The following is an 18,398-nucleotide window of genomic DNA, read 5'->3' as shown; positions in this document are numbered from 1 at the left end:
TGCGGCGAGCGTACGGTACTTTTTTATGTGGACATCATGGCATCTTGCGCCGTGACTCGGTATAGGTCGACTTTGCATTTCACAAACGCACGGATGATGGCTGGGACTTGAGCTTCTGAACGAATCAACAATGAGGTCTCGTCATCTCTGATCACAAGGTCTGTTCCCACACTTTGTAAGTACTGCGTGAGAACAGGCTTCACCTCATCATCAATCCATGCATGCTTGAAGGTGGCACGAATGGTTGAGGACGTGATGGTTTTCTCTTGAGGATGAGTACTTGAGGACACGACTTTTCCTTCAGATATGAAAGCTGTTTTGGTACAAATAGGCTGGGTGAACCTTGGCTCGTCTGCTGTTAAAAAGACAGTTTTTCCTTCAAATTTTAACGATTCAATCACCCGCTGGATATGTAAGATAGAATCTGCATCAATATCCGCAAAAGGCTCATCAAGTAAAATAAAGTCAGGCTGATGAGCGATGGCTTGAGCCATTCCGAGCCGCTTCTTCATCCCAGGTGTAAAGGCACCGACTTTCTCTTGATGATAACGATGTAAGTCAACAAATTCGAGTAATTCTTCATAATAGCTCGTTTTTTGGCGAGTACCCGTAATTTTCGATAAATAGGCAATATGCTCAATAGCAGTCAGCCCTTCATATAAATCTGTATATTCAGGCAGAACACCGATATGATGACGTACTTTTTTTAACGACGTCATGTTCATCATGATAAATGTGCCAGAGGTGGGGCGGGAGATCCCTGTAATGATATTAAAAAAGGTCGTCTTACCAGCACCCTTCGGTCCAATGAGGCCGAAGATATCCCCTTGATGGATATCAAGATCAATATGATCTATTGCGACTTTTGTCCGATATTTTTTTGTCAGCCCTTTTGTGTGAAGCACTTAGACATCCCTCCTCTGAAACAGTAGTGCCGTTCCAACGAGTAAGACAACAGTCAATGCGGCATTCATCAGCACATAGGTCAGCGGTTCACTCCAGCGCGCATAATAATAAGGCGTCACGTATTGGAACCAGTGAATCAACCGTTCTGAAGAAAGAACAGACATCATGCTCATGATTGGAAATAGAAAGGAAAACAACATGCCAACAAACATCGATTTCTGTGGTGTTGGAAAGAGCATGGACAAAAACAAAGCACAGGAGATGCCGACACTGATAAACGTTAATATTTTTAAGGCATCAGAGAACAGAAAACGATGTGAAATCACCATATTTAATATATATGTGGTCATAATGCAACTGAGCCAAAACAGCATCAGCCCAAGATATTTCCCGATGACAATGTTTAAACGGGTCGTTTTGCTGACGAGAAAACGAATGGTTTTCAAATGAATTTCGCGGCTCAAAATATCATGAGATAATAAAAAAATAAGGAAGAAACCAAATAACGAAATCACTAGTTCATTCCCAATGGAATAAGGGTCCTTTGCCTGTTCCCACTTCCCTTGATAAGCAGCTATAAATGGAAGACTTGATACAAAAGTAGATAAAACGAAAATAATAACAATAGTTAAGATGGATTTTGTGCTTTTGAAGAGCTGCTTAAATTCATTCATACAGATGGTCCACACACACTGTACCTCCCTTCATCTTTATTATACCGCTAGAAAAGAAAGACACCATATCTCGCTCTTTAACATTTGCTTAAATTTTATAAAAAAGAAGACTCTTCCAGAACAGTTAACTCATTTTTAAAAATGTTCAGAAAAATATCTTGATTTATCAAAAAACATCATGTATGATAGCTTTAATTCAAGATAGTTAAACAGGCAATGACGAGAGAAAGTACAATCATCAATTTTTCCACAGAGAGCTTCGGTAGCTGAAAAGAAGCAAAAATAATGATTCGAAAAATGGTCTCTGAGCCTCGTGCTGAACATATCCATGATATTAGTAGGTGACGACGAGAGTTGGTACTCGTTATCAAAACCACAGTATATGAGCCAAATTGGAGCTTTGTACTTGTAGAGGCTGTTTAGCGCGAGCAAACAGTAAATAAAGGTGGTACCACGAGACAAATACCTCGTCCTTATGATTCATAGATAAGGATGGGGTATTTTTTATTGTCCACTTTTTTTCATACAAATGTTCAAATGTTCCACGTGAAACACCACAACCATTTTTTCAAATGAAAGGGAGATTAACATGAGTGAACATGCATTGGTTTTACAATCAGATTTCGGTATTGATGATGGAGCGGTCAGCGCAATGTACGGCGTAGCCAATACAGTGAGCAGCGGCATCCGCATTTTTGATTTAACTCACAACATTCCCCAATACGACATTTGGGAAGCGTCTTATCGCTTGCTTCAGACGGTCACATATTGGCCGGAAGAAACGGTATTTGTCTCCGTTGTTGATCCAGGCGTTGGATCAGAGCGAAAGAGCCTCGTCGTCAAAACAACAAGCTCACACTACATCATCACACCTGATAATGGGACACTTACGCATGTCGCACAGGATATTGGTATCGTGGAGGCTCGGTATTTAGATGAAACCATCAACCGTCTGCCGAAGTCAGGAAAATCACATACTTTCCATGGTAGAGACATTTACGCCTATACAGGCGCGAGAATTGCTTCAGGTGTGATTTCTTTTGAAGAGGTCGGGCCAAAGGCGAATATAGAGGACATTATTCACCTTCCAGTCGTACAAGCTTATGCGGAAGAAGAAGTGATCACAGGGACGATTGATATTTTAGATGTGCGGTTCGGAAACCTATGGACAAACATTCATCATACGTTATTTGAACAGCTTTCAATCAATTATGGGGATGCAATAGAAGTTACCATTGCCAACGGGCCAAAAAATGTGTATAAAAATATCATGACCTATGGACGATCTTTTGCCGATTTAAAGGTAGGCGAACCACTCGTATATGTCAATTCACTCGATCATTTAGGCGTGGCGATCAATCAAGGGTCATTTGCAAAGGCTTATAACATCGGTACAGGCACAGGCTGGCGCCTTTCGATTCGCAAAGCTCCGCGCATTATATACGAATAAGAGGAGGAAACATCATGGCAGGTAAACAACTTTCAACGAAAACTGTCGTTGCCATCGGAATTGGCGCAGCCGTCTTTGTCATTTTAGGACGCTTCGTCTCCATTCCAACTGGGATTCCGAATACACAAATTGAAACATCGTACGCGTTCCTTGCGTTAATGGCCGTGCTATTTGGTCCTGTTGCAGGCGCATTGATTGGATTTATTGGTCATCTCATTAAAGATGCCACCACATTTGGACCTTGGTGGAGCTGGATTATCGTTTCGGGTGTGGTTGGTTTATTGATCGGCCTCATTTCGAACCGTTTAAAAGTAGAAGAGGGCGACTTTGGCTGGAAAAAAATCACGCTCTTCAACGCCGTCCAAGCCGGCGCACAAGCTTTAGGCTGGTTTGTCATTGCGCCGGTACTCGACATTGTGATCTATGCAGAACCTGCAAATAAAGTGTTTGTTCAAGGTATCGTGGCAGGAATCTCAAACATCATCACAGTCGGTGTACTAGGCACCATCATCATTGCGGCTTATGCGAAAACAAGAAGCAAAAGCGGCAGTCTATCGAAAGAAACATCATGAAGCAAGGTGGAACACATAAATGAAGAAACCGATGATTCAATTCGAACATTTCGGATTCAAGTATCGCAGTCAGGCAGAACCAACATTGAAAGATATCAACCTGACCATCTATGAAGGAGAAAAAGTCCTCATCGCAGGCCCGTCTGGATCGGGAAAAAGCACACTAGCCCATTGTATCAATGGGCTAGTTCCTGCGTCTTATAAAGGTTCTATGGAAGGAAGTCTTCACATTGGCGGGAAAAATGCAAAGAAAGAGAACATTTTCTCCCTCTCACAGCTCGTCGGAACGGTGCTGCAAGATCCTGATGGACAATTTATCGGGCTGACCGTTGGAGAAGATATCGCGTTCACACTAGAAAATGATCAAGTCACACGCGAAGAAATGAAAACACGTGTCGAGAAAGCGGCAAAATTAACAGAGGTAGACGGCAAACTGACATCATCCGTGCATGAGCTGTCAGGCGGTCAAAAACAACGTGTCGCCATCGCAGGCGTACTTGTCAACGATGTCGACATTTTGCTGTTTGATGAACCACTGGCAAGCCTTGATCCCGCAACAGGCAAAGAAGTGATCGATCTCATTGACCGTCTGCAAAAAGAAACAAAAAAAACGGTCGTGATGGTGGAACATCGATTGGAAGACGTCCTCTTCCGCCATGTCGACCGCATCATCGTTGTCAATGACGGCACGATTGCAGCGGATATGACACCAGATGAATTGCTCGCCTCAAATGTATTAGAAGCGGCGTATTTACGTGAGCCTTTATATGTGAGAGCGATGAAATATGCAGGTATTCCGATTGCAGCAGGAGATCAGATCGCTAATTTACAGCACCTCACCTTAAATGACGAGGCAAAAGAGAAAATCGAACAATGGATGGAAGCATCTGAGACATCAGTCGAGCAGAATGAAGCGCAGGATTTACTAGAAGTGCGTGAGCTGAGCTTTGATTATCCGACAAGACCCAACACACTGAATAACATCTCTTTTACCGTCAAAAAAGGAGAAATGATCAGCATTGCCGGTGCCAATGGCGCAGGCAAGACGACACTATCCAAGGTGCTTTGTGCATTTGAAAAGCCAACAAAAGGGACAATCCTTTTAAATGGCGATGACATCACAGGAGACACCATCAAGCAGCGCTCCGAACGAATCGGCGTCGTCATGCAAAACCCAAATCAAATGATTTCGAAACAAATGATTTTTGATGAAGTCGCCCTCGGTCTCGTTTTAAGAGGCGTAAAGGAAGACGACATCAAGGATCGTGTAGAGCGGGTTTTAAAAGTATGCGGGCTATATCCATTTCGGAACTGGCCGATCTCAGCCCTTAGTTTTGGACAGAAAAAGCGCGTCACCATCGCATCGATTCTTGTGTTAGAGCCAGAAATCATCATTTTAGATGAGCCAACGGCCGGTCAAGATTTTAGACATTACACAGAGATGATGACGTTTTTAGAGCAATTAAATCAGCAGGGAGTCACGATCTTGATGATCACCCATGATATGCATCTCATGCTCGAATACACAACAAGAACCATTGTCATTTCAGATGGAGAAAAAATCGCAGATGATACACCAGCCAAAGTACTGACAGATCAGTTGCTAGTCCAAAAGGCGAGCTTAAAGGAAACGTCGCTATATGAACTGGCGCTGAAAGCTGATTGGCCGAATCCAAATGAACTCGTGGATCGCTTCATTGAGGTTGACAGAAAGGAACGAATGACATGGCTGTAGACATGCTGTCTTATATCGATCGCCCGTCGCCGATTCACCGGCTGACAGGCGCCACCAAACTCATTTGCTTTATCCTCTGGTCATCCGCAGCGATGCTCACATATGATACAGGCGTATTAGTGTTTATGCTAGTTGCCAGTATCGTGTTCTTTCAGCTATCAAACATACGATTTCGTGATATCTCTTTCGTAGTGATTGTCCTGGCGATTTTTCTTGTGATCAACAACATCGCCATTTACATCTTTGCTCCCCAGCAAGGTGTCGCCATCTATGGAGCGAAGCACGAGCTGTTTCACATTGCAGGCTGGTACAACGTCACACTTGAACAGCTTTTCTATCAATTGAACATTACACTGAAATACGTGACCGTGATGCCAGCGGCGCTATTGTTTATTGTCACAACAAATCCAAGTGAATTCGCCTCATCGCTCAGCAGAATCGGGGTCAGCTACCGGATTTCGTATGCGGTAGCGATTGCTTTGCGCTATATTCCAGATATTCAGCGTGATTTTCGCACGATTGCCATTTCTCAGCAAGCAAGAGGCATTGATTTATCGAAGAATGAAAAACTGGGGAAACGGATTAAAAATGCGCTTTCGATTGTGATGCCATTGATTTTTTCTAGCCTAGAGCGGATTGAAACGATCAGCAATGCGATGGAACTGCGCGGGTTTGGAAAGCATAAAAAACGCACATGGTTTACGGCGAAAGACTTTCAAAAAGCAGATTATGCGGCGTTATTGTTTGTTGGCGTGGTGCTGATTGTGTCGCTAGTGATTACATTTGTTAGAGGAACGAGATTTTACAATCCGTTTTGATAGAAGGAAGCCTTCACAAGAGTGGAGGCTTTTTTATTTGGTTTGTGGATAAAAGGTGTGGAAAATGGTAAAAGACTATTAACATGTGAATAAATCGGTTATATTGAACAATGAGCGAAACACTTGTGCATAACCAAACAACATATTGGAGGAATTAGAAACTTATGAACAAATCACTTTATGCTTGTGCAGAACATATAGAAACCGTACTAGACATGTACATAGATGATCACGAAACACCGCCAGAATTCAGAAAAATCGAACATACACACAGCTTATCCACAACCTGTGAATTGTGCGATGAACCTGCAATATATATAGTGGGGAACGAATGATCGGACACAAAATACACAAATTTTATCCACAATTGTTGATAACTTATATGAATAACTTGTTCTTAAGGTGGGGATGACCTGTGAATATATCAATTATCACAGTAGGAAAATTAAAAGAGAAATATTTAAAGCAAGGCATAGCCGAATACACAAAACGATTACAGGCATACGCAAAAATCGACATCATTGAGCTCGCAGACGAAAAAGCACCCGAGAATCTCAGCGAGCAAGACATGAAAATCATCAAAGACAAAGAAGGCGAACGCATCCTAAGCAAAATCAACCCAGACGCCCACGTCATCGCCCTCGCCATCGAAGGAAAAATGAAAACTTCCGAAGAATTAGCCGATACAATAGATAAGCTGGCAACATACGGAAAAAGTAAGGTGTGTTTTGTCATAGGTGGGTCACTTGGGTTAAGTGATGCTGTGATGCAGCGTGCGAATGAGAAGTTGTCGTTTTCGAGGATGACGTTTCCGCATCAGTTGATGAGGCTGGTGTTGGTGGAGCAGATTTATCGGGCGTTTCGGATTGTTCGGGGGGAGCCTTATCATAAGTGAGATGTATTTTAAAGAATATATCTTAATCTTTTTGAAAAAGTGGTTCTTTTAGTAAGTATGGAAATAAAATAATAAATACGAAAAGGGGTAAAAAATGATAATAGTTACTGATCAATTAAATAAAAGTATATTAGATCCAATACATGGACTAGTAAGAATGACTGAAGATGAAATGAGAATTATTTCACATCCGCTTTTTAATAGGTTGAGAAAAGTTAAACAGAATACCTTTTTATATTTTGTATTTCCTTCTGCCAATCATACAAGATTTGAACATTCTATTGGTGTAATGCACTTAGCAAGTGAGATGTTTTTAAATGCATTCAGTAATGCTAATACCTTGAAAAATAAGAGAATAAAATACGGTCTTGATGGGAATGGAAATATCTTTGATAATGAATACTTTTCTAATCAAGAATTTATAGATGTGTTTTTAAATTTACGTATTGCAGCACTCTTACATGATATAGGGCATGGACCAATGTCTCATTTATTTGATCAATTCGCACCAAAAAACTCTGACTTTTTAGAAATGATTTCGAACGATACAAGTATTAGTTTTAATACTGAATTCGCTAGTTCATTAAAAGAGTTAATAAAAGACAAAGCATTAGAATATGTTGAACATGAATTTGTATCTTATTATTTTGCTGCAAAGGTTTTATCAAGTATAGGATTTACTGACGAACGTATTAAAATTATTTTAACTATTATGAATGAAAAGCTTAATCTAAAGAAAATTAATATAAAAAAATATAATCTTACACCATTTCTTAACCAAATTGTAGCTGGTGCACCTTTAGATTGTGACAGAATGGATTATTTATTAAGAGATAGTTATTTTAGTGGGGTAAAGTATGGGACTTATGATCTCAACAGATTATTAAAATCTTTATTGCCGTTTATTGATAAGGAAAAAACAAAGATAAAGTTGGGCATTAAAAAAAGCGGATTACCTGCAATAGAAAATTTCCTTCAAGCAAGGTATGAACTTTATGTTCAAGTTTATTACCATAAGACAAATCAAGCGTGTAATACCATGTTATCTCATGCTACAAATGATTTAAAAGAAAAGGGATATTGCTTTGTTAATTGTAATACTGGCGATGATTTTATATCTTCGTACTTGGAACTTTCAGATGAGAAGTTTTTAGATAAGGTACAAAGAGAAGTTCCAGATGATAATGATAAACAAACAATAAATGAATTAAAAAATCGGAAACTTTGGAAGAGAATATACGAATATTTCCCAGAAGATGGAGAAACTAAAGAAATTATAAAAAATGAAACTAAAGATATAGTTAATTATATAACTAATAATAATTTGGAATTAAAATCTTTTGTCTCAGATAGTTTTACTTCAATTGATTCATTAAAAGATTTAAATGGAGAAGAAGCGGTATTGCTTAATAAAGATAATGATGAAAATTATATAGAGACTCAAAATGAGTGGAAAGCTGATTCTAAGATATTCAATGCATTATCTAGTATATATCAAGTAGGAAGAGTATATATGCGTGCATCAACTGAAAATAATAAGGAAAGGGAGTCTTTCAGAAATATAAAACAAGATTTATATAAATATAAAATTAAAAACAGTAATAATAATTAAGAATGTCCTTTTCATACATGCTCACTATTTTTATATAATTAGATCAGAAATAGGAAATCTAGGACTTGTTTAAGCATTTAATATTAATATGGGGGTAAATAATATTCAAATGTATAGAATTTTTCGTATCGTAGAGTAGAAGTCAATTTATCAAAAAAGAAGCTATTGAATTATGAAAAAATAATACAAAAAATCGTCATTTCTAAAGAATGACGATTTTTGTATTATTAGAGTATTACTGTATATTGATTTTGAGTGATATTAGAAAATTGCATTACTATTGAATGTTAATATATTAAAAAATTTTAAAAAATTAAAGGGTATTATTATTTTAAATTGCACGATATTAGGAGATTCAATATGAATAAAAAGGAAGATATTCTAAATGCATGGATTACAATAGAACAGTTAACAGAAGGATCAATTAACAAAAGTGGCAAAGGTTTAAAGACATTTTATCGTATTGAACAAGATTGGCAACAATTCTTTATGAATTTTTTATCTCATCAAAAACGACAAAATAATATGTCAGATAAATCCTTTAAAAAGTCTGGAATTGTATTTTACTTTGGTATTTTCAATTTCCAAGAAGTTGTTGATATTTTGAGAGAAAAATATAATATTGAGAAAAATTATGAGGAAATCAGTCATTCGGAAAAATTTACTTTCGCTTTATATTTTGATCATCAACTCAACCTGGTGGCTGATAAATTGTTTTTAACAATGAGCGGTTTTATCCGCGAACATGGCCATTTACCTGATGATTTTTTAAAAGTTGAAACTTTATTTAGAGAAGAATTAGATCGAAAATTTGAAGAGGGTTTTCATCATGTGTTTTCTAAACTTATACAAAAGTATCATGTGTCAGTAGATAATTTCCGTTATAAATTCATACGACATCTGGATAATGAGAATATTAATCTACATTCCTTCTTTATTGAAGATTTAAAAATGGCAAAGTTAATTAATACTGAAAATATAAACAGATATTTTAACGGATTTACTGGAAATAGAAGAAATCTAGACAGTCATAAAGAGTCTGAGCATTTTAATGCTTATATTTTTGAGGAGATTGCTTTAAAACCAAAATATTATCCGTTAGGGCGCTTTCCATCAAATCCTGATTATGCTTCCTACTTTATGCAACAAGTTGCTGTCAATTTAGCTTTAAACGACAAAAACGATATCCGAAGTATTAACGGGCCACCAGGAACAGGCAAGACAACATTGTTGAAGGATATTTTTGCCGATTTAGTCGTACAACAGGCACTAGCTATTTCAAATCTTTCTAATAAAGTGATTCAAGGCAGTCTGACCTATTGGCAAAATGCTAAGCTTGGCATTTTACCACGATCTATTTCTGATAAAAATATTATTGTGGCAAGTTCAAATAATGGAGCAGTCCAAAATATCGTTAATGAATTACCGGTGAAAGAAGAGATTCCAAAATGTTTTCAAGATCAATTAGAGAAAGCAAATTATTTCAAAGATATTTCTAATTCTCAACTAACAGGAGAAGGATTTGGAAAAGATCGATACATTATAAGTGAACTGCTCAATGACAAAAATTGGGGTGTTTTTTCATTAGAAGGTGGAAATTCAATCAACATGAATAAATTGCTTCTCAATATAGAGGCAATTGAAAAAGATTTAGAGGAAGATGATCAATCGAATACTGGAGTATATCAGGAATTCAAACGGCTTTATAATAAATTAAAAGTTGGAAGAGACAAAGTAGAAAAATATAGTCGAAAATTTTATGAAATCCGAAAACTAAATATCAAATATATCAATCAAGTTAAAGAATTTGAAAATGAGAACAAAGAAAAACATACAGTTTTGACTAGTAATGAAAAAGAAGCAAAAGCTGAATTAGAGAGGCTTAGAGAAGAGGAATTAAAGTTTCAAAAAGTTTTATCTAATGTTTCTGTTGAACTTGAAAATTTATCAAGGGCAGAAGTACAAGCTGAACGAAATTATCATGTTCTTACTTCACAAAAACCTAGTTTTTTATGGTTTCAGAAAATATTTAATAAATCTAAAGTTGAACATTATTTCAAAAAGCTAAGCAGCGTGAATGAACACTTAAATGATCTAACTCAACAAAAAACAACACTTACAAATGATTATAGACAGCTTGAAAATGATCTAGAGAAAAATGCTGTTAAAAAAGAGCATACTCAAAAACAAATGATGGAAAGAAAATCTACCTTTGAACGATGGGTGAATGCTAAGAATAATGATCTGGGAAAAATGAAAAAAGAAATTGATGCATTTGAAAAGGTCAAATCACAAAGTGGAATTAAGGAAATAGATTTTTCTCTATCATACGAAGAACTTCAAAAGTCTAATCCTTGGTTTACAAAGGAGTTTCGTATTTTACAATCAGAATTATTTATTTCGGCTTTAAAAGTTAGAAAGCAATTCCTCAATGAGAACGTAAGAAATTTAAAAGCGGCAAGGATTATCTGGAATAAACAATCAAATTACATTGCGAAAGAGAATGGCCATGAGTTAATTTCAGAAGCATGGCAATGGATCAATTTCACTGTGCCAGTTATCAGTACTACTTTTGCAAGTTTTGGTCGAATGTTTAAAAACCTCAAAGAAAATTCAATAGGCAACTTATTTATTGACGAGGCTGGTCAAGCACTACCACAGGCTAGTGTTGGAGCCATTTTTAGAAGTAAAAAAGTAATGGTTGTTGGGGACCCCTCACAAATAAAGCCAGTATTAACTTTAGATCCAAATGTTTTAACTTTGATTGGAAGAAACTATAATGTAGACGAAAAGTTTGTCTCTGCTGATGCATCCACTCAAACAATAGTAGACGATACTAGTCAGTATGGATTCCAAAAAAACGAAGACGAATGGGTTGGTATTCCACTGTGGGTACATAGACGTTCAAACTATCCGATGTTCACTATTTCTAATGAAATATCTTATGATGGTTTAATGGTACAGGGTAAAAATAAAGATGAGGTACAAGGGATATCAGAGTGGCTTCATTCTACTGGAAAAGCCAATGATAAATATGTTAAAGAACAAGCGGATTTACTAAAAAAACAAATTACTGAGCGATTACAAGTGAATTCAGATTTAGCTGATGAAATCTATGTGATTTCTCCATTTAAAAACGTGGCTTACCAAGTTGCAAAAGTTTTAGAAGAAATTGATTTTACTAAGAGTCAAGATGGTAAGGCTACAAATGTAGGAACTGTTCATACTTTTCAAGGAAAAGAAGCGAAAATTGTCTATTTTGTCCTAGGAGCAGATTCCAATAGCAGTGGGGCAGCAAAATGGGCTGTTTCAGAGCCCAATATAATGAATGTTGCGGCCACTCGAGCTAAAGAAGAATTTTATATTATTGGTGATAAGAAATTGTATGCATCTCTTGGAAGTGAAGTTGCAAACAAGACTATATCAATAATTAATGACTATAATAATAAGTAAATTTCCGGGCTTATAATATATATGTACAACTGAACCACGCTTAGGGGCGTATTTAGAAGACATAAGTAGTTCAATATACATTAAAGAAAGCAGGCACACCATGCACACAATCAAAAAAATAGGCAAAACCTTCTCCTACATCACACCAGTATCACTCACCGACCGCCCCATCCTAGGCGTGGTCGAAGGCAATAACAAAACATTAATGATCGATGCCGGTAATTCAGAAGATCATGCGAACTATTTTATCCAAAAGACCTTAAAACAAGAGAACGCCACGCCGGATATGGTTGTCCTCACGCATTGGCATTGGGATCATATTTTTGGTCTGCCGGCGCTGCCTCATGCGGTTTCGATTGCTTCTGCAAAAACCAGAAAAGAAATGGGGAAGCTTCTTCCGTTTTCTTGGTCAGATGAGGCGATTGATGAGCGGGTGAGGGAAGGAACGGAGATTGAGTTCTGCGCGAAGGCCATCAAAGAAGAATATAAGAATCATCGAGAGATTCAGGTGGTTTTACCGGATGTCACGTTTGATCGTCGGATGGAGATTGATCTTGGCGGGGTCACTTGTGTTGTGCAGCATGTTGGGGGCGATCATGCTGCAGATTCAGTGATCGTGTATGTGAAAGAGGAAAAAATCCTGTTTCTTGGTGATTGCATTTATCCGAAAATGTATGCAGAAAAAGTACATTTTACGGTAAAAGAAATTTTGCGTCTTTTAGATGAGTTAGATGCTTTTGATGCGGAGACGTATATTCCTTCACATCAAAGACCGTGGACAAAAGAGGAGTTTCGTCAGGAAACAGACAAGCTTCGGATGATGGCGAAATACACTGATCTTTATGGGGGAGATCAGGAGAGGATCAAGAGTGAATATCAAGCACATGTGAACAGAGAACTGAAAGAAGATGAACTAGAAACCATTGATTACTTTGTAAATGGTTATTAAATAATTATGGTGACTAAACAGAAAAAGTCTCATTTGAGTGATTTTCCTCAAACGAGACTTTTTTATTTCTATGGTAAACCTACAACGTCTTCTGCATCACGAATTGTGACCGACTTGTTTTTGGCATTAATAATGATGACACAATCCCAAGTAGGTTTAATTTGAAGTTCATCATTCTCATCAATACAGATAATCCCTTTAAATTCAATGGTCTGTTCTAGAAAAACCATTTTCTTTTCTGTATCATCTTTGACTGCTGTTAAATGGTCAGGATAGTGAATCGTCCAATCATAAAAAGCGGTTTTCTTCATAGTTCCTCCTATTTTCATTCGTACACATCTCCGAATACTTCTTTTGTTTGCCGGATTGTCAGTGATTTATTGGTTGGATCAATTGAAATGACACAATCCCAAGTAGGTTTGATTTGTAGCTCGTTGTTGTCATCCATCCAGATGATGCTATTTAGTTCAATGGATGGCTCTAAAATGACCATTTTCTTTTCATAATGATCGGTAATCGCTGTTAAGTCCGCTTGTAAATGGACGGTCCAGTCAAAAAAAGTGATTTTTTTCATTGTTTCTCCCCTCATCATCGCTTATATTTCCATTATAACTTGAGTGTTTCCTGATACAATTTTTATCAAGTCTTCCATTACTAGAGAGGTAACTTACAGATGGATAAAATAACTAACCCATACGACACGTTCAAAACCAAAATATCGAAATATCTTATTGAACATAAGCATTGGCAAGCCTTTAAAGATGGAACAACGATTAAACAATTAAAAGCGGGTACATGCATAATCAAGGCTGGCGATCCAGTGAAGCATGCCTATTTCTGCATAACAGGTCTCTTCCGTCTCTTCTATTTGTTACCGGATGGAAGGGAGTACAACGTGGCTTTTACGTTGGAAGATGATTTTGCTACTTCTTATGCAAGTATGATCAACGGGCAGCCTTCTCCTTATTCGATTGAAGCGATGGAGGATTCTATCGTGATTGAAATTCCGTATGATCTACTTCAAATGTTGATGGACAGAAGTCATATGTGGGAGCGGTTTGTTCGGGTGAGGGTTGAAAGGCTGTATACGAGAAAGGAAGAGCGTGAGAGGGAACTGCTCTATTTGCCAGCCATTGAGCGATATCAGGCGTTTTTATTGAAATATCCCGGGTTACATCAGCGTATCGCTCAATATCATATTGCCTCATATATCGGTATTTCTCCAGTTTCGCTGAGCAGGCTGCTGCATCCTGCTGAACATTAACCTATGTTAATGCACATTCTCTAGATCTGGCGTACAATCATCACATCATAGAAGAATCGAGGGGCTTGATGATGAAATATATGATGGTTGTTTTATTAGAGTTCTATCCATCTTGGCTTGCTTTACCACGAGAGGAGCGCAGAACCCATGCGGCTTCGCTGCAAGAGTTGCTGCAGAAATATGAGGAACATGTGACGGTGCGCTTTTTTGATGCTGAAGCTCTTCCAGGTAAGGATTACACAGATTTTGTGATGTGTGAAACAGATGACCTGAAGTTCTATCATTTTATGTGGGAAGAGATTAGAGATTCTATTCCTTATACAAGTGGTTATGTCAAAATGAAAGAGGTCATCATGGGAATGGAAGATGCTTTTCAAACATATGAAAAAGAATCTCTGAAAATGGATCAGTAATCGAAAACCACCTGCTATCAGGTGGTTTTTTGCACATTCTATCTTTTGGTATAATCAGGGGTAAGGGAAGAACGGATAAATTTTTGAACGGAATCGGAGGTACATATGAAGCAGCTGTATATGAAGCAAAAGGTATTTAGTCTGAGCGGCAGGTTTACGGTAAAGGACCAACAGGAGAATGATGTATATGTGGTCGAAGGCAGCTTTATGAAGGTGCCAAAGACGTTTACCATTTTGAATACAGAACGAGAAGTCATCGCTGTAATTACGAAGAAAATGTTTAGCTTTTTACCGAAGTTTTTAGTAGAAGTCGGTGGGCAAGAGGTATTGACGATCAAAAAAGAGTTTACGTTCTTCAAAGCAAAATATTCAATTGATGCCGCTGGTATCGAAGTACAAGGGAACTGGTGGGATATGAATTTCCAAGTGCTGCAAAGCGGCGAAGTGATCGGTCAGGTAAAGAAGGAATGGTTTACTTGGGGGGATAGCTACAAGGTGGATATTTTGAAAGAAGAGATGGAGCCTGTGATGATTGCATTGGTTGTTGCGATTGATTGTGTGAAAGCGGATGAAGCAGCGTCTAGGTCTTCGTCGACGACAACGATGAATTAAATTATAAATTTAAAATAAAGGCCGAAATGAAGAAGAGTGTTATGAGCCTCTTCTTCATTATAATTAAAACAAATCAGGTTTCTTTACTTCTCAATGGGATATTTCTGTCCATTTTTTATTAACTTGTCTTTAATTATTTCTTTCACATTTAGATTAAGGTCTGAGCAAAGCATTAGTGAATATATTAAGATATCTGCTATTTCCTCTCGAATATTAACTTCGTTTGCCTCAAGAGCTTCCTCATTATTTTTCCATTGGAAGTCTTCAAGCAGCTCAGCTGCCTCTATCGAAATTGATATGGCCAAGTCTTTTGGATTATGATATTTTCTCCAGTTTCGATCATCTCGAAATTGATTAATCGAATGTATTAAATCTTTGATCTCGGTCATATATGCCTCCCCCTCTTAATTCTTGTAATTTTCTTCTCAATTTTTCATCTGTTGCATAAATATAAAGCCCGTGAATGCCTCTCTTCATCAGAACGTTAATTGAGTTTAGTATAATCTTTTCTTTTGCCTGTTTGATTTCCTCTTCTGACATGTCACTTCTGGATGTGAATGCACCTGTATCTTTATAATTTGACGTGTCAATGAGAAGTTCATCCTTTTCTTCATCATAGCTGATAGAAGGGCCAAGTATGACGCCGACATAATTTAAATCAAATCCTTGAACTGTATAAATTGAGCCCACTTCTCTAACTGAATCTGCATGTTCAGCCCATGTCCATTTATCATTTGTAAAATTCCATGGCATATTGATACCGTCTTCATCTACGATATAGGCAGCTCCATCTTTTTTATGTAAAAAGTCAAAGGTAGATACAATGCGGGACAAGCCTACTTCATTATCTTTTTCTTGAATGGCAGTTTTAAATTGATTAGGATTCTCAAAAATTTTGAGTTCGAAAGATTCTTGTTTTTTAGGCAGAGTTAATAATCGTTTTGAGACAAACTGATCAATCCATTTCAACGTATCAGTATCGGCATGCATACGCATCTGTTCTGTAAGTTTCACAGTCTTGGCATGGTATCTGTTTGTTATTTCCTCGAGTAATTTTTCATTCCAGTAGCTCTTAATTTTGAGTACCTGTTTTGGATCAAAAATGACAATGGTGATTTTACTTCGTTTGATAATCTCCTCTAGTTGGTTTTGATAATGGAAGTTATTGTACTTATCATCTTTTGTTAATAAAAGGTGTGCTTCATCAATTAACACGATGTCAGCCATATCACCTGACTTTGTCATCTGATTGATAAACGAGGTTGGTCTCATAATTTGTTTTTTCTTCAGATTTGGCAGACTTTTTGCGATATTTTGATATGTTTTAAGCATTTCCGCATGATTCACAAGTAAATAATTGTTCTTTTTGTTTAAGATAGATTCCATATCGTTTGATAAGTCTTGGATCGTATTAAAGAGAGAACTTAGTAAAACACTTTTCCCAGTTCCTGCATCACCCTCTATCGAAATCACATGGTGACCGGACTGTTTGATATGCTCTTTACAAAAAGATAAGATTTCATTTTTAATTTCTACTTGTTGAGGTGATAATTCTTTATAGGGAGACAGTTTATAAATATCTCTATTTTTTAATGCATCAATTGAATGAGTAACGATCTCCTCTTTTTGAAGTTGCGTCCATATCTCATTAAAGACATATTCATTGTAAAAGTCTTTCTGATAATAATGGTGCATCTCCCTGGATCGTGTCTGGCTAACATTTTTTAATTGAAAACGATTTTCCGCAATAAAGTAGTTTATGAGATTTGTCTCAATATTATAAGAGGCAGATTGATGAAAGCGTTCATGTCCGATCAGAATGGTTTTGGTCAGTTTATTCTTATTCTTGTCTTTCAAATGATCTTTCAAACGCCTGCTAGCTTGGACTGACTGACCTATATAAGCAGATGGTCTCTTCTTTTCATCATAAATAATATAGACAATAGGTTGATTATGAAATACGGTGGTTCGTAAAGATTGAATTTGATCTGTCATAAAATCGCGTTTTTCAATAAAAAGTTCACTCATTTAGCAAGCCCCTGTAGTCTTTTTGCCTATTATCGTATCATAAATTTAGCAAAATATCTCAGTGGTTATAGGTGAAAATTGAATTTCGGGATGAATCAGACATTTTGATCTATTTTTCAAATTACAATATGAAAATACGAGGTGAGCAAACGAATGACATTCCCATACAAAGTATTTCAAACAGTCGTCGAATGCGGCAGTTTTACAAAAGCCGGTGAGAAGCTTGGGCTGACGCAGTCCGGGGTGAGTCATAATATGGCGAAGCTTGAGTCAGAACTTGGGATTGTGCTGCTTCATCGGAATCGAAACGGGCTGTCGCTGACAGATGCAGGTGAGCGGGTGATGCCGCATATTCGCCAAATCATTCATCATGCGTCATTGCTTGAGCAGGAGGCGGCGTTGATTCAAGGGACGGAAGTTGGGAGTATCAAGATCGGCACGTTCTCTAGTTTTTCTTCAAAAATGCTTCCACAGCTCATTCATCGTTTTACGAAAAGCTATCCCAATATCCAATTGGAGTTATACGAAGGCGGCTATGAAGAGATTGAAGAGTGGATCGCGTCTGGCACAGTTGATCTTGGGTTTTTAACACAGCCATCTAGAGATTTGGAAACTGTTCCACTGTTTCAAGATGAATTGGTGGTGCTCATGCAAGAGGGTCATCGTTTCCATACAAAGAAGGTGATGGAAGTGGCTTCGTTCCAAGATGAACCATTTATTATGCCAAAAGCGGGCTGTGATCAACTCATTAAGAAATTATTAAAAGAAAGCGGCGTAAAACCCCATGTTTTATTTGAGATTGGGGACAACAATACGCTCATCTCTATGGTTCAGGAAGGCCTTGGGCTCACGATCATTCCGAAATTGATGTTGCCGCCTCAGGTGCCTCATGCGAACGTAATTCCACTTGAGACCCGTGTTTATCGCGAAATCAATATGGCGTTTAAATCTTTTAACGCAGCCTCTCCCTCTACTAAAAGATGGATTGAAGCAGTCAAAGATCATTTTAAATAGATT

Annotated in this window: 19 protein-coding genes and 1 other annotated feature; of the genes, 13 read left to right on the top strand and 6 right to left on the bottom strand. The window is 37.5% G+C overall.

The window, feature by feature from the left end:
- Positions 1-23: 23 nt before the first annotated feature.
- Both FBF75_RS09725 and FBF75_RS09720 read right to left on the bottom strand, forming a co-directional pair.
- Complete coding sequence (locus FBF75_RS09725; protein ID WP_136944686.1) at positions 24-905, bottom strand: ABC transporter ATP-binding protein; 882 nt, start codon at positions 903-905, stop codon at positions 24-26.
- Entirely contained in the window at positions 906-1,595 is a 690-nt protein-coding gene (locus tag FBF75_RS09720) for an ABC transporter permease (protein WP_136944685.1), read from the bottom strand. It lies immediately after the preceding gene.
- Positions 1,596-1,787: 192 nt separating this feature from the next.
- Positions 1,788-2,058, top strand: a binding site (T-box leader).
- A gap of 111 nt (positions 2,059-2,169) precedes the next feature.
- Here FBF75_RS09720 and FBF75_RS09715 point away from each other — a divergent pair.
- From FBF75_RS09715 to FBF75_RS09675, 9 genes are all read left to right on the top strand, one after another.
- The gene (locus tag FBF75_RS09715) at positions 2,170-3,030 is read left to right on the top strand and encodes an SAM hydrolase/SAM-dependent halogenase family protein (protein ID WP_007497378.1); all 861 of its coding nucleotides are present in this window, start codon (positions 2,170-2,172) and stop codon (positions 3,028-3,030) included.
- Positions 3,031-3,044: 14 nt separating this feature from the next.
- Complete coding sequence (locus tag FBF75_RS09710) at positions 3,045-3,602, top strand: ECF-type riboflavin transporter substrate-binding protein (protein ID WP_041508071.1); 558 nt, start codon at positions 3,045-3,047, stop codon at positions 3,600-3,602.
- 19 nt (positions 3,603-3,621) lie between these two features.
- Positions 3,622-5,337 (top strand): ABC transporter ATP-binding protein, encoded by a 1,716-nt coding sequence (locus FBF75_RS09705; RefSeq protein ID WP_136944684.1) that lies wholly within the window; start codon positions 3,622-3,624, stop codon positions 5,335-5,337.
- Positions 5,328-6,155 (top strand): energy-coupling factor transporter transmembrane component T family protein, encoded by an 828-nt coding sequence (locus FBF75_RS09700; protein ID WP_017368435.1) that lies wholly within the window; start codon positions 5,328-5,330, stop codon positions 6,153-6,155. Before FBF75_RS09705 ends, FBF75_RS09700 begins: the two co-directional genes overlap by 10 nt.
- Before the next feature lie 164 nt (positions 6,156-6,319).
- Positions 6,320-6,490 (top strand): CxxH/CxxC protein, encoded by a 171-nt coding sequence (locus tag FBF75_RS09695; RefSeq protein WP_008360116.1) that lies wholly within the window; start codon positions 6,320-6,322, stop codon positions 6,488-6,490.
- Positions 6,491-6,570: 80 nt separating this feature from the next.
- A complete protein-coding gene (gene rlmH, locus FBF75_RS09690; protein ID WP_079920278.1) occupies positions 6,571-7,050 on the top strand; it encodes a 23S rRNA (pseudouridine(1915)-N(3))-methyltransferase RlmH in 480 nt (159 codons plus the stop codon).
- 94 nt (positions 7,051-7,144) lie between these two features.
- On the top strand, positions 7,145-8,662 hold the full coding sequence (locus tag FBF75_RS09685; protein WP_025208312.1) for an HD domain-containing protein: 1,518 nt from the start codon (positions 7,145-7,147) through the stop codon (positions 8,660-8,662).
- Positions 8,663-9,022: 360 nt separating this feature from the next.
- Complete coding sequence (locus FBF75_RS09680) at positions 9,023-12,115, top strand: DEAD/DEAH box helicase (protein WP_025208311.1); 3,093 nt, start codon at positions 9,023-9,025, stop codon at positions 12,113-12,115.
- 100 nt (positions 12,116-12,215) lie between these two features.
- Complete coding sequence (locus FBF75_RS09675; protein WP_136944683.1) at positions 12,216-13,064, top strand: MBL fold metallo-hydrolase; 849 nt, start codon at positions 12,216-12,218, stop codon at positions 13,062-13,064.
- 68 nt (positions 13,065-13,132) lie between these two features.
- On the opposite strand, the gene FBF75_RS09670 is transcribed toward FBF75_RS09675, so the two are convergent.
- Both FBF75_RS09670 and FBF75_RS09665 read right to left on the bottom strand, forming a co-directional pair.
- Positions 13,133-13,375 (bottom strand): hypothetical protein, encoded by a 243-nt coding sequence (locus tag FBF75_RS09670; protein ID WP_079920268.1) that lies wholly within the window; start codon positions 13,373-13,375, stop codon positions 13,133-13,135.
- 14 nt (positions 13,376-13,389) lie between these two features.
- Positions 13,390-13,638 (bottom strand): hypothetical protein, encoded by a 249-nt coding sequence (locus FBF75_RS09665; protein ID WP_058336403.1) that lies wholly within the window; start codon positions 13,636-13,638, stop codon positions 13,390-13,392.
- A gap of 99 nt (positions 13,639-13,737) precedes the next feature.
- Here FBF75_RS09665 and FBF75_RS09660 point away from each other — a divergent pair, with 99 nt between their 5' ends.
- From FBF75_RS09660 to FBF75_RS09650, 3 genes are all read left to right on the top strand, one after another.
- Positions 13,738-14,328: a Crp/Fnr family transcriptional regulator gene (locus FBF75_RS09660; protein ID WP_098680398.1), complete on the top strand. Its 591-nt coding sequence runs from the start codon at positions 13,738-13,740 to the stop codon at positions 14,326-14,328.
- A 71-nt stretch (positions 14,329-14,399) separates the two neighbouring features.
- Complete coding sequence (locus FBF75_RS09655) at positions 14,400-14,741, top strand: darcynin family protein (protein WP_136944682.1); 342 nt, start codon at positions 14,400-14,402, stop codon at positions 14,739-14,741.
- Positions 14,742-14,846: 105 nt separating this feature from the next.
- Complete coding sequence (locus tag FBF75_RS09650) at positions 14,847-15,353, top strand: LURP-one-related/scramblase family protein (protein ID WP_096882109.1); 507 nt, start codon at positions 14,847-14,849, stop codon at positions 15,351-15,353.
- Positions 15,354-15,436: 83 nt separating this feature from the next.
- On the opposite strand, the gene FBF75_RS09645 is transcribed toward FBF75_RS09650, so the two are convergent.
- Both FBF75_RS09645 and FBF75_RS09640 read right to left on the bottom strand, forming a co-directional pair.
- Complete coding sequence (locus FBF75_RS09645; RefSeq protein ID WP_098680399.1) at positions 15,437-15,742, bottom strand: nucleotide pyrophosphohydrolase; 306 nt, start codon at positions 15,740-15,742, stop codon at positions 15,437-15,439.
- Positions 15,708-17,381: a DUF2075 domain-containing protein gene (locus FBF75_RS09640; RefSeq protein WP_136944681.1), complete on the bottom strand. Its 1,674-nt coding sequence runs from the start codon at positions 17,379-17,381 to the stop codon at positions 15,708-15,710. Before FBF75_RS09640 ends, FBF75_RS09645 begins: the two co-directional genes overlap by 35 nt.
- A 153-nt stretch (positions 17,382-17,534) precedes the next feature.
- Between FBF75_RS09640 and FBF75_RS09635 the strand changes: the two genes are divergently transcribed.
- Positions 17,535-18,395: a LysR family transcriptional regulator gene (locus FBF75_RS09635; protein ID WP_136944680.1), complete on the top strand. Its 861-nt coding sequence runs from the start codon at positions 17,535-17,537 to the stop codon at positions 18,393-18,395.
- Positions 18,396-18,398 lie beyond the last annotated feature (3 nt).

This window comes from Bacillus sp. S2(2019) (assembly GCF_005144805.1).
Lineage (GTDB): Bacteria > Bacillota > Bacilli > Bacillales > Bacillaceae > Bacillus > Bacillus altitudinis.
Note: the sequence above shows the minus strand (reverse complement) of the source record. Positions and strands in the feature narration are given on the sequence as shown.

Coding starts and splice junctions, on each gene's coding strand:
- FBF75_RS09700 (WP_017368435.1), top strand. CDS start 5,328: ATGGCTGTAGACATGCTGTCTTATATCGATCGCCCGTCGCCGATTCAC.
- FBF75_RS09665 (WP_058336403.1), bottom strand. CDS start 13,638: ATGAAAAAAATCACTTTTTTTGACTGGACCGTCCATTTACAAGCGGAC.
- FBF75_RS09650 (WP_096882109.1), top strand. CDS start 14,847: ATGAAGCAGCTGTATATGAAGCAAAAGGTATTTAGTCTGAGCGGCAGG.
- FBF75_RS09645 (WP_098680399.1), bottom strand. CDS start 15,742: ATGACCGAGATCAAAGATTTAATACATTCGATTAATCAATTTCGAGAT.
- FBF75_RS09660 (WP_098680398.1), top strand. CDS start 13,738: ATGGATAAAATAACTAACCCATACGACACGTTCAAAACCAAAATATCG.
- FBF75_RS09635 (WP_136944680.1), top strand. CDS start 17,535: ATGACATTCCCATACAAAGTATTTCAAACAGTCGTCGAATGCGGCAGT.
- FBF75_RS09710 (WP_041508071.1), top strand. CDS start 3,045: ATGGCAGGTAAACAACTTTCAACGAAAACTGTCGTTGCCATCGGAATT.
- FBF75_RS09640 (WP_136944681.1), bottom strand. CDS start 17,381: ATGAGTGAACTTTTTATTGAAAAACGCGATTTTATGACAGATCAAATT.
- FBF75_RS09715 (WP_007497378.1), top strand. CDS start 2,170: ATGAGTGAACATGCATTGGTTTTACAATCAGATTTCGGTATTGATGAT.
- FBF75_RS09680 (WP_025208311.1), top strand. CDS start 9,023: ATGAATAAAAAGGAAGATATTCTAAATGCATGGATTACAATAGAACAG.
- FBF75_RS09655 (WP_136944682.1), top strand. CDS start 14,400: ATGAAATATATGATGGTTGTTTTATTAGAGTTCTATCCATCTTGGCTT.
- FBF75_RS09670 (WP_079920268.1), bottom strand. CDS start 13,375: ATGAAGAAAACCGCTTTTTATGATTGGACGATTCACTATCCTGACCAT.
- FBF75_RS09695 (WP_008360116.1), top strand. CDS start 6,320: ATGAACAAATCACTTTATGCTTGTGCAGAACATATAGAAACCGTACTA.
- FBF75_RS09685 (WP_025208312.1), top strand. CDS start 7,145: ATGATAATAGTTACTGATCAATTAAATAAAAGTATATTAGATCCAATA.
- FBF75_RS09705 (WP_136944684.1), top strand. CDS start 3,622: ATGAAGAAACCGATGATTCAATTCGAACATTTCGGATTCAAGTATCGC.
- FBF75_RS09675 (WP_136944683.1), top strand. CDS start 12,216: ATGCACACAATCAAAAAAATAGGCAAAACCTTCTCCTACATCACACCA.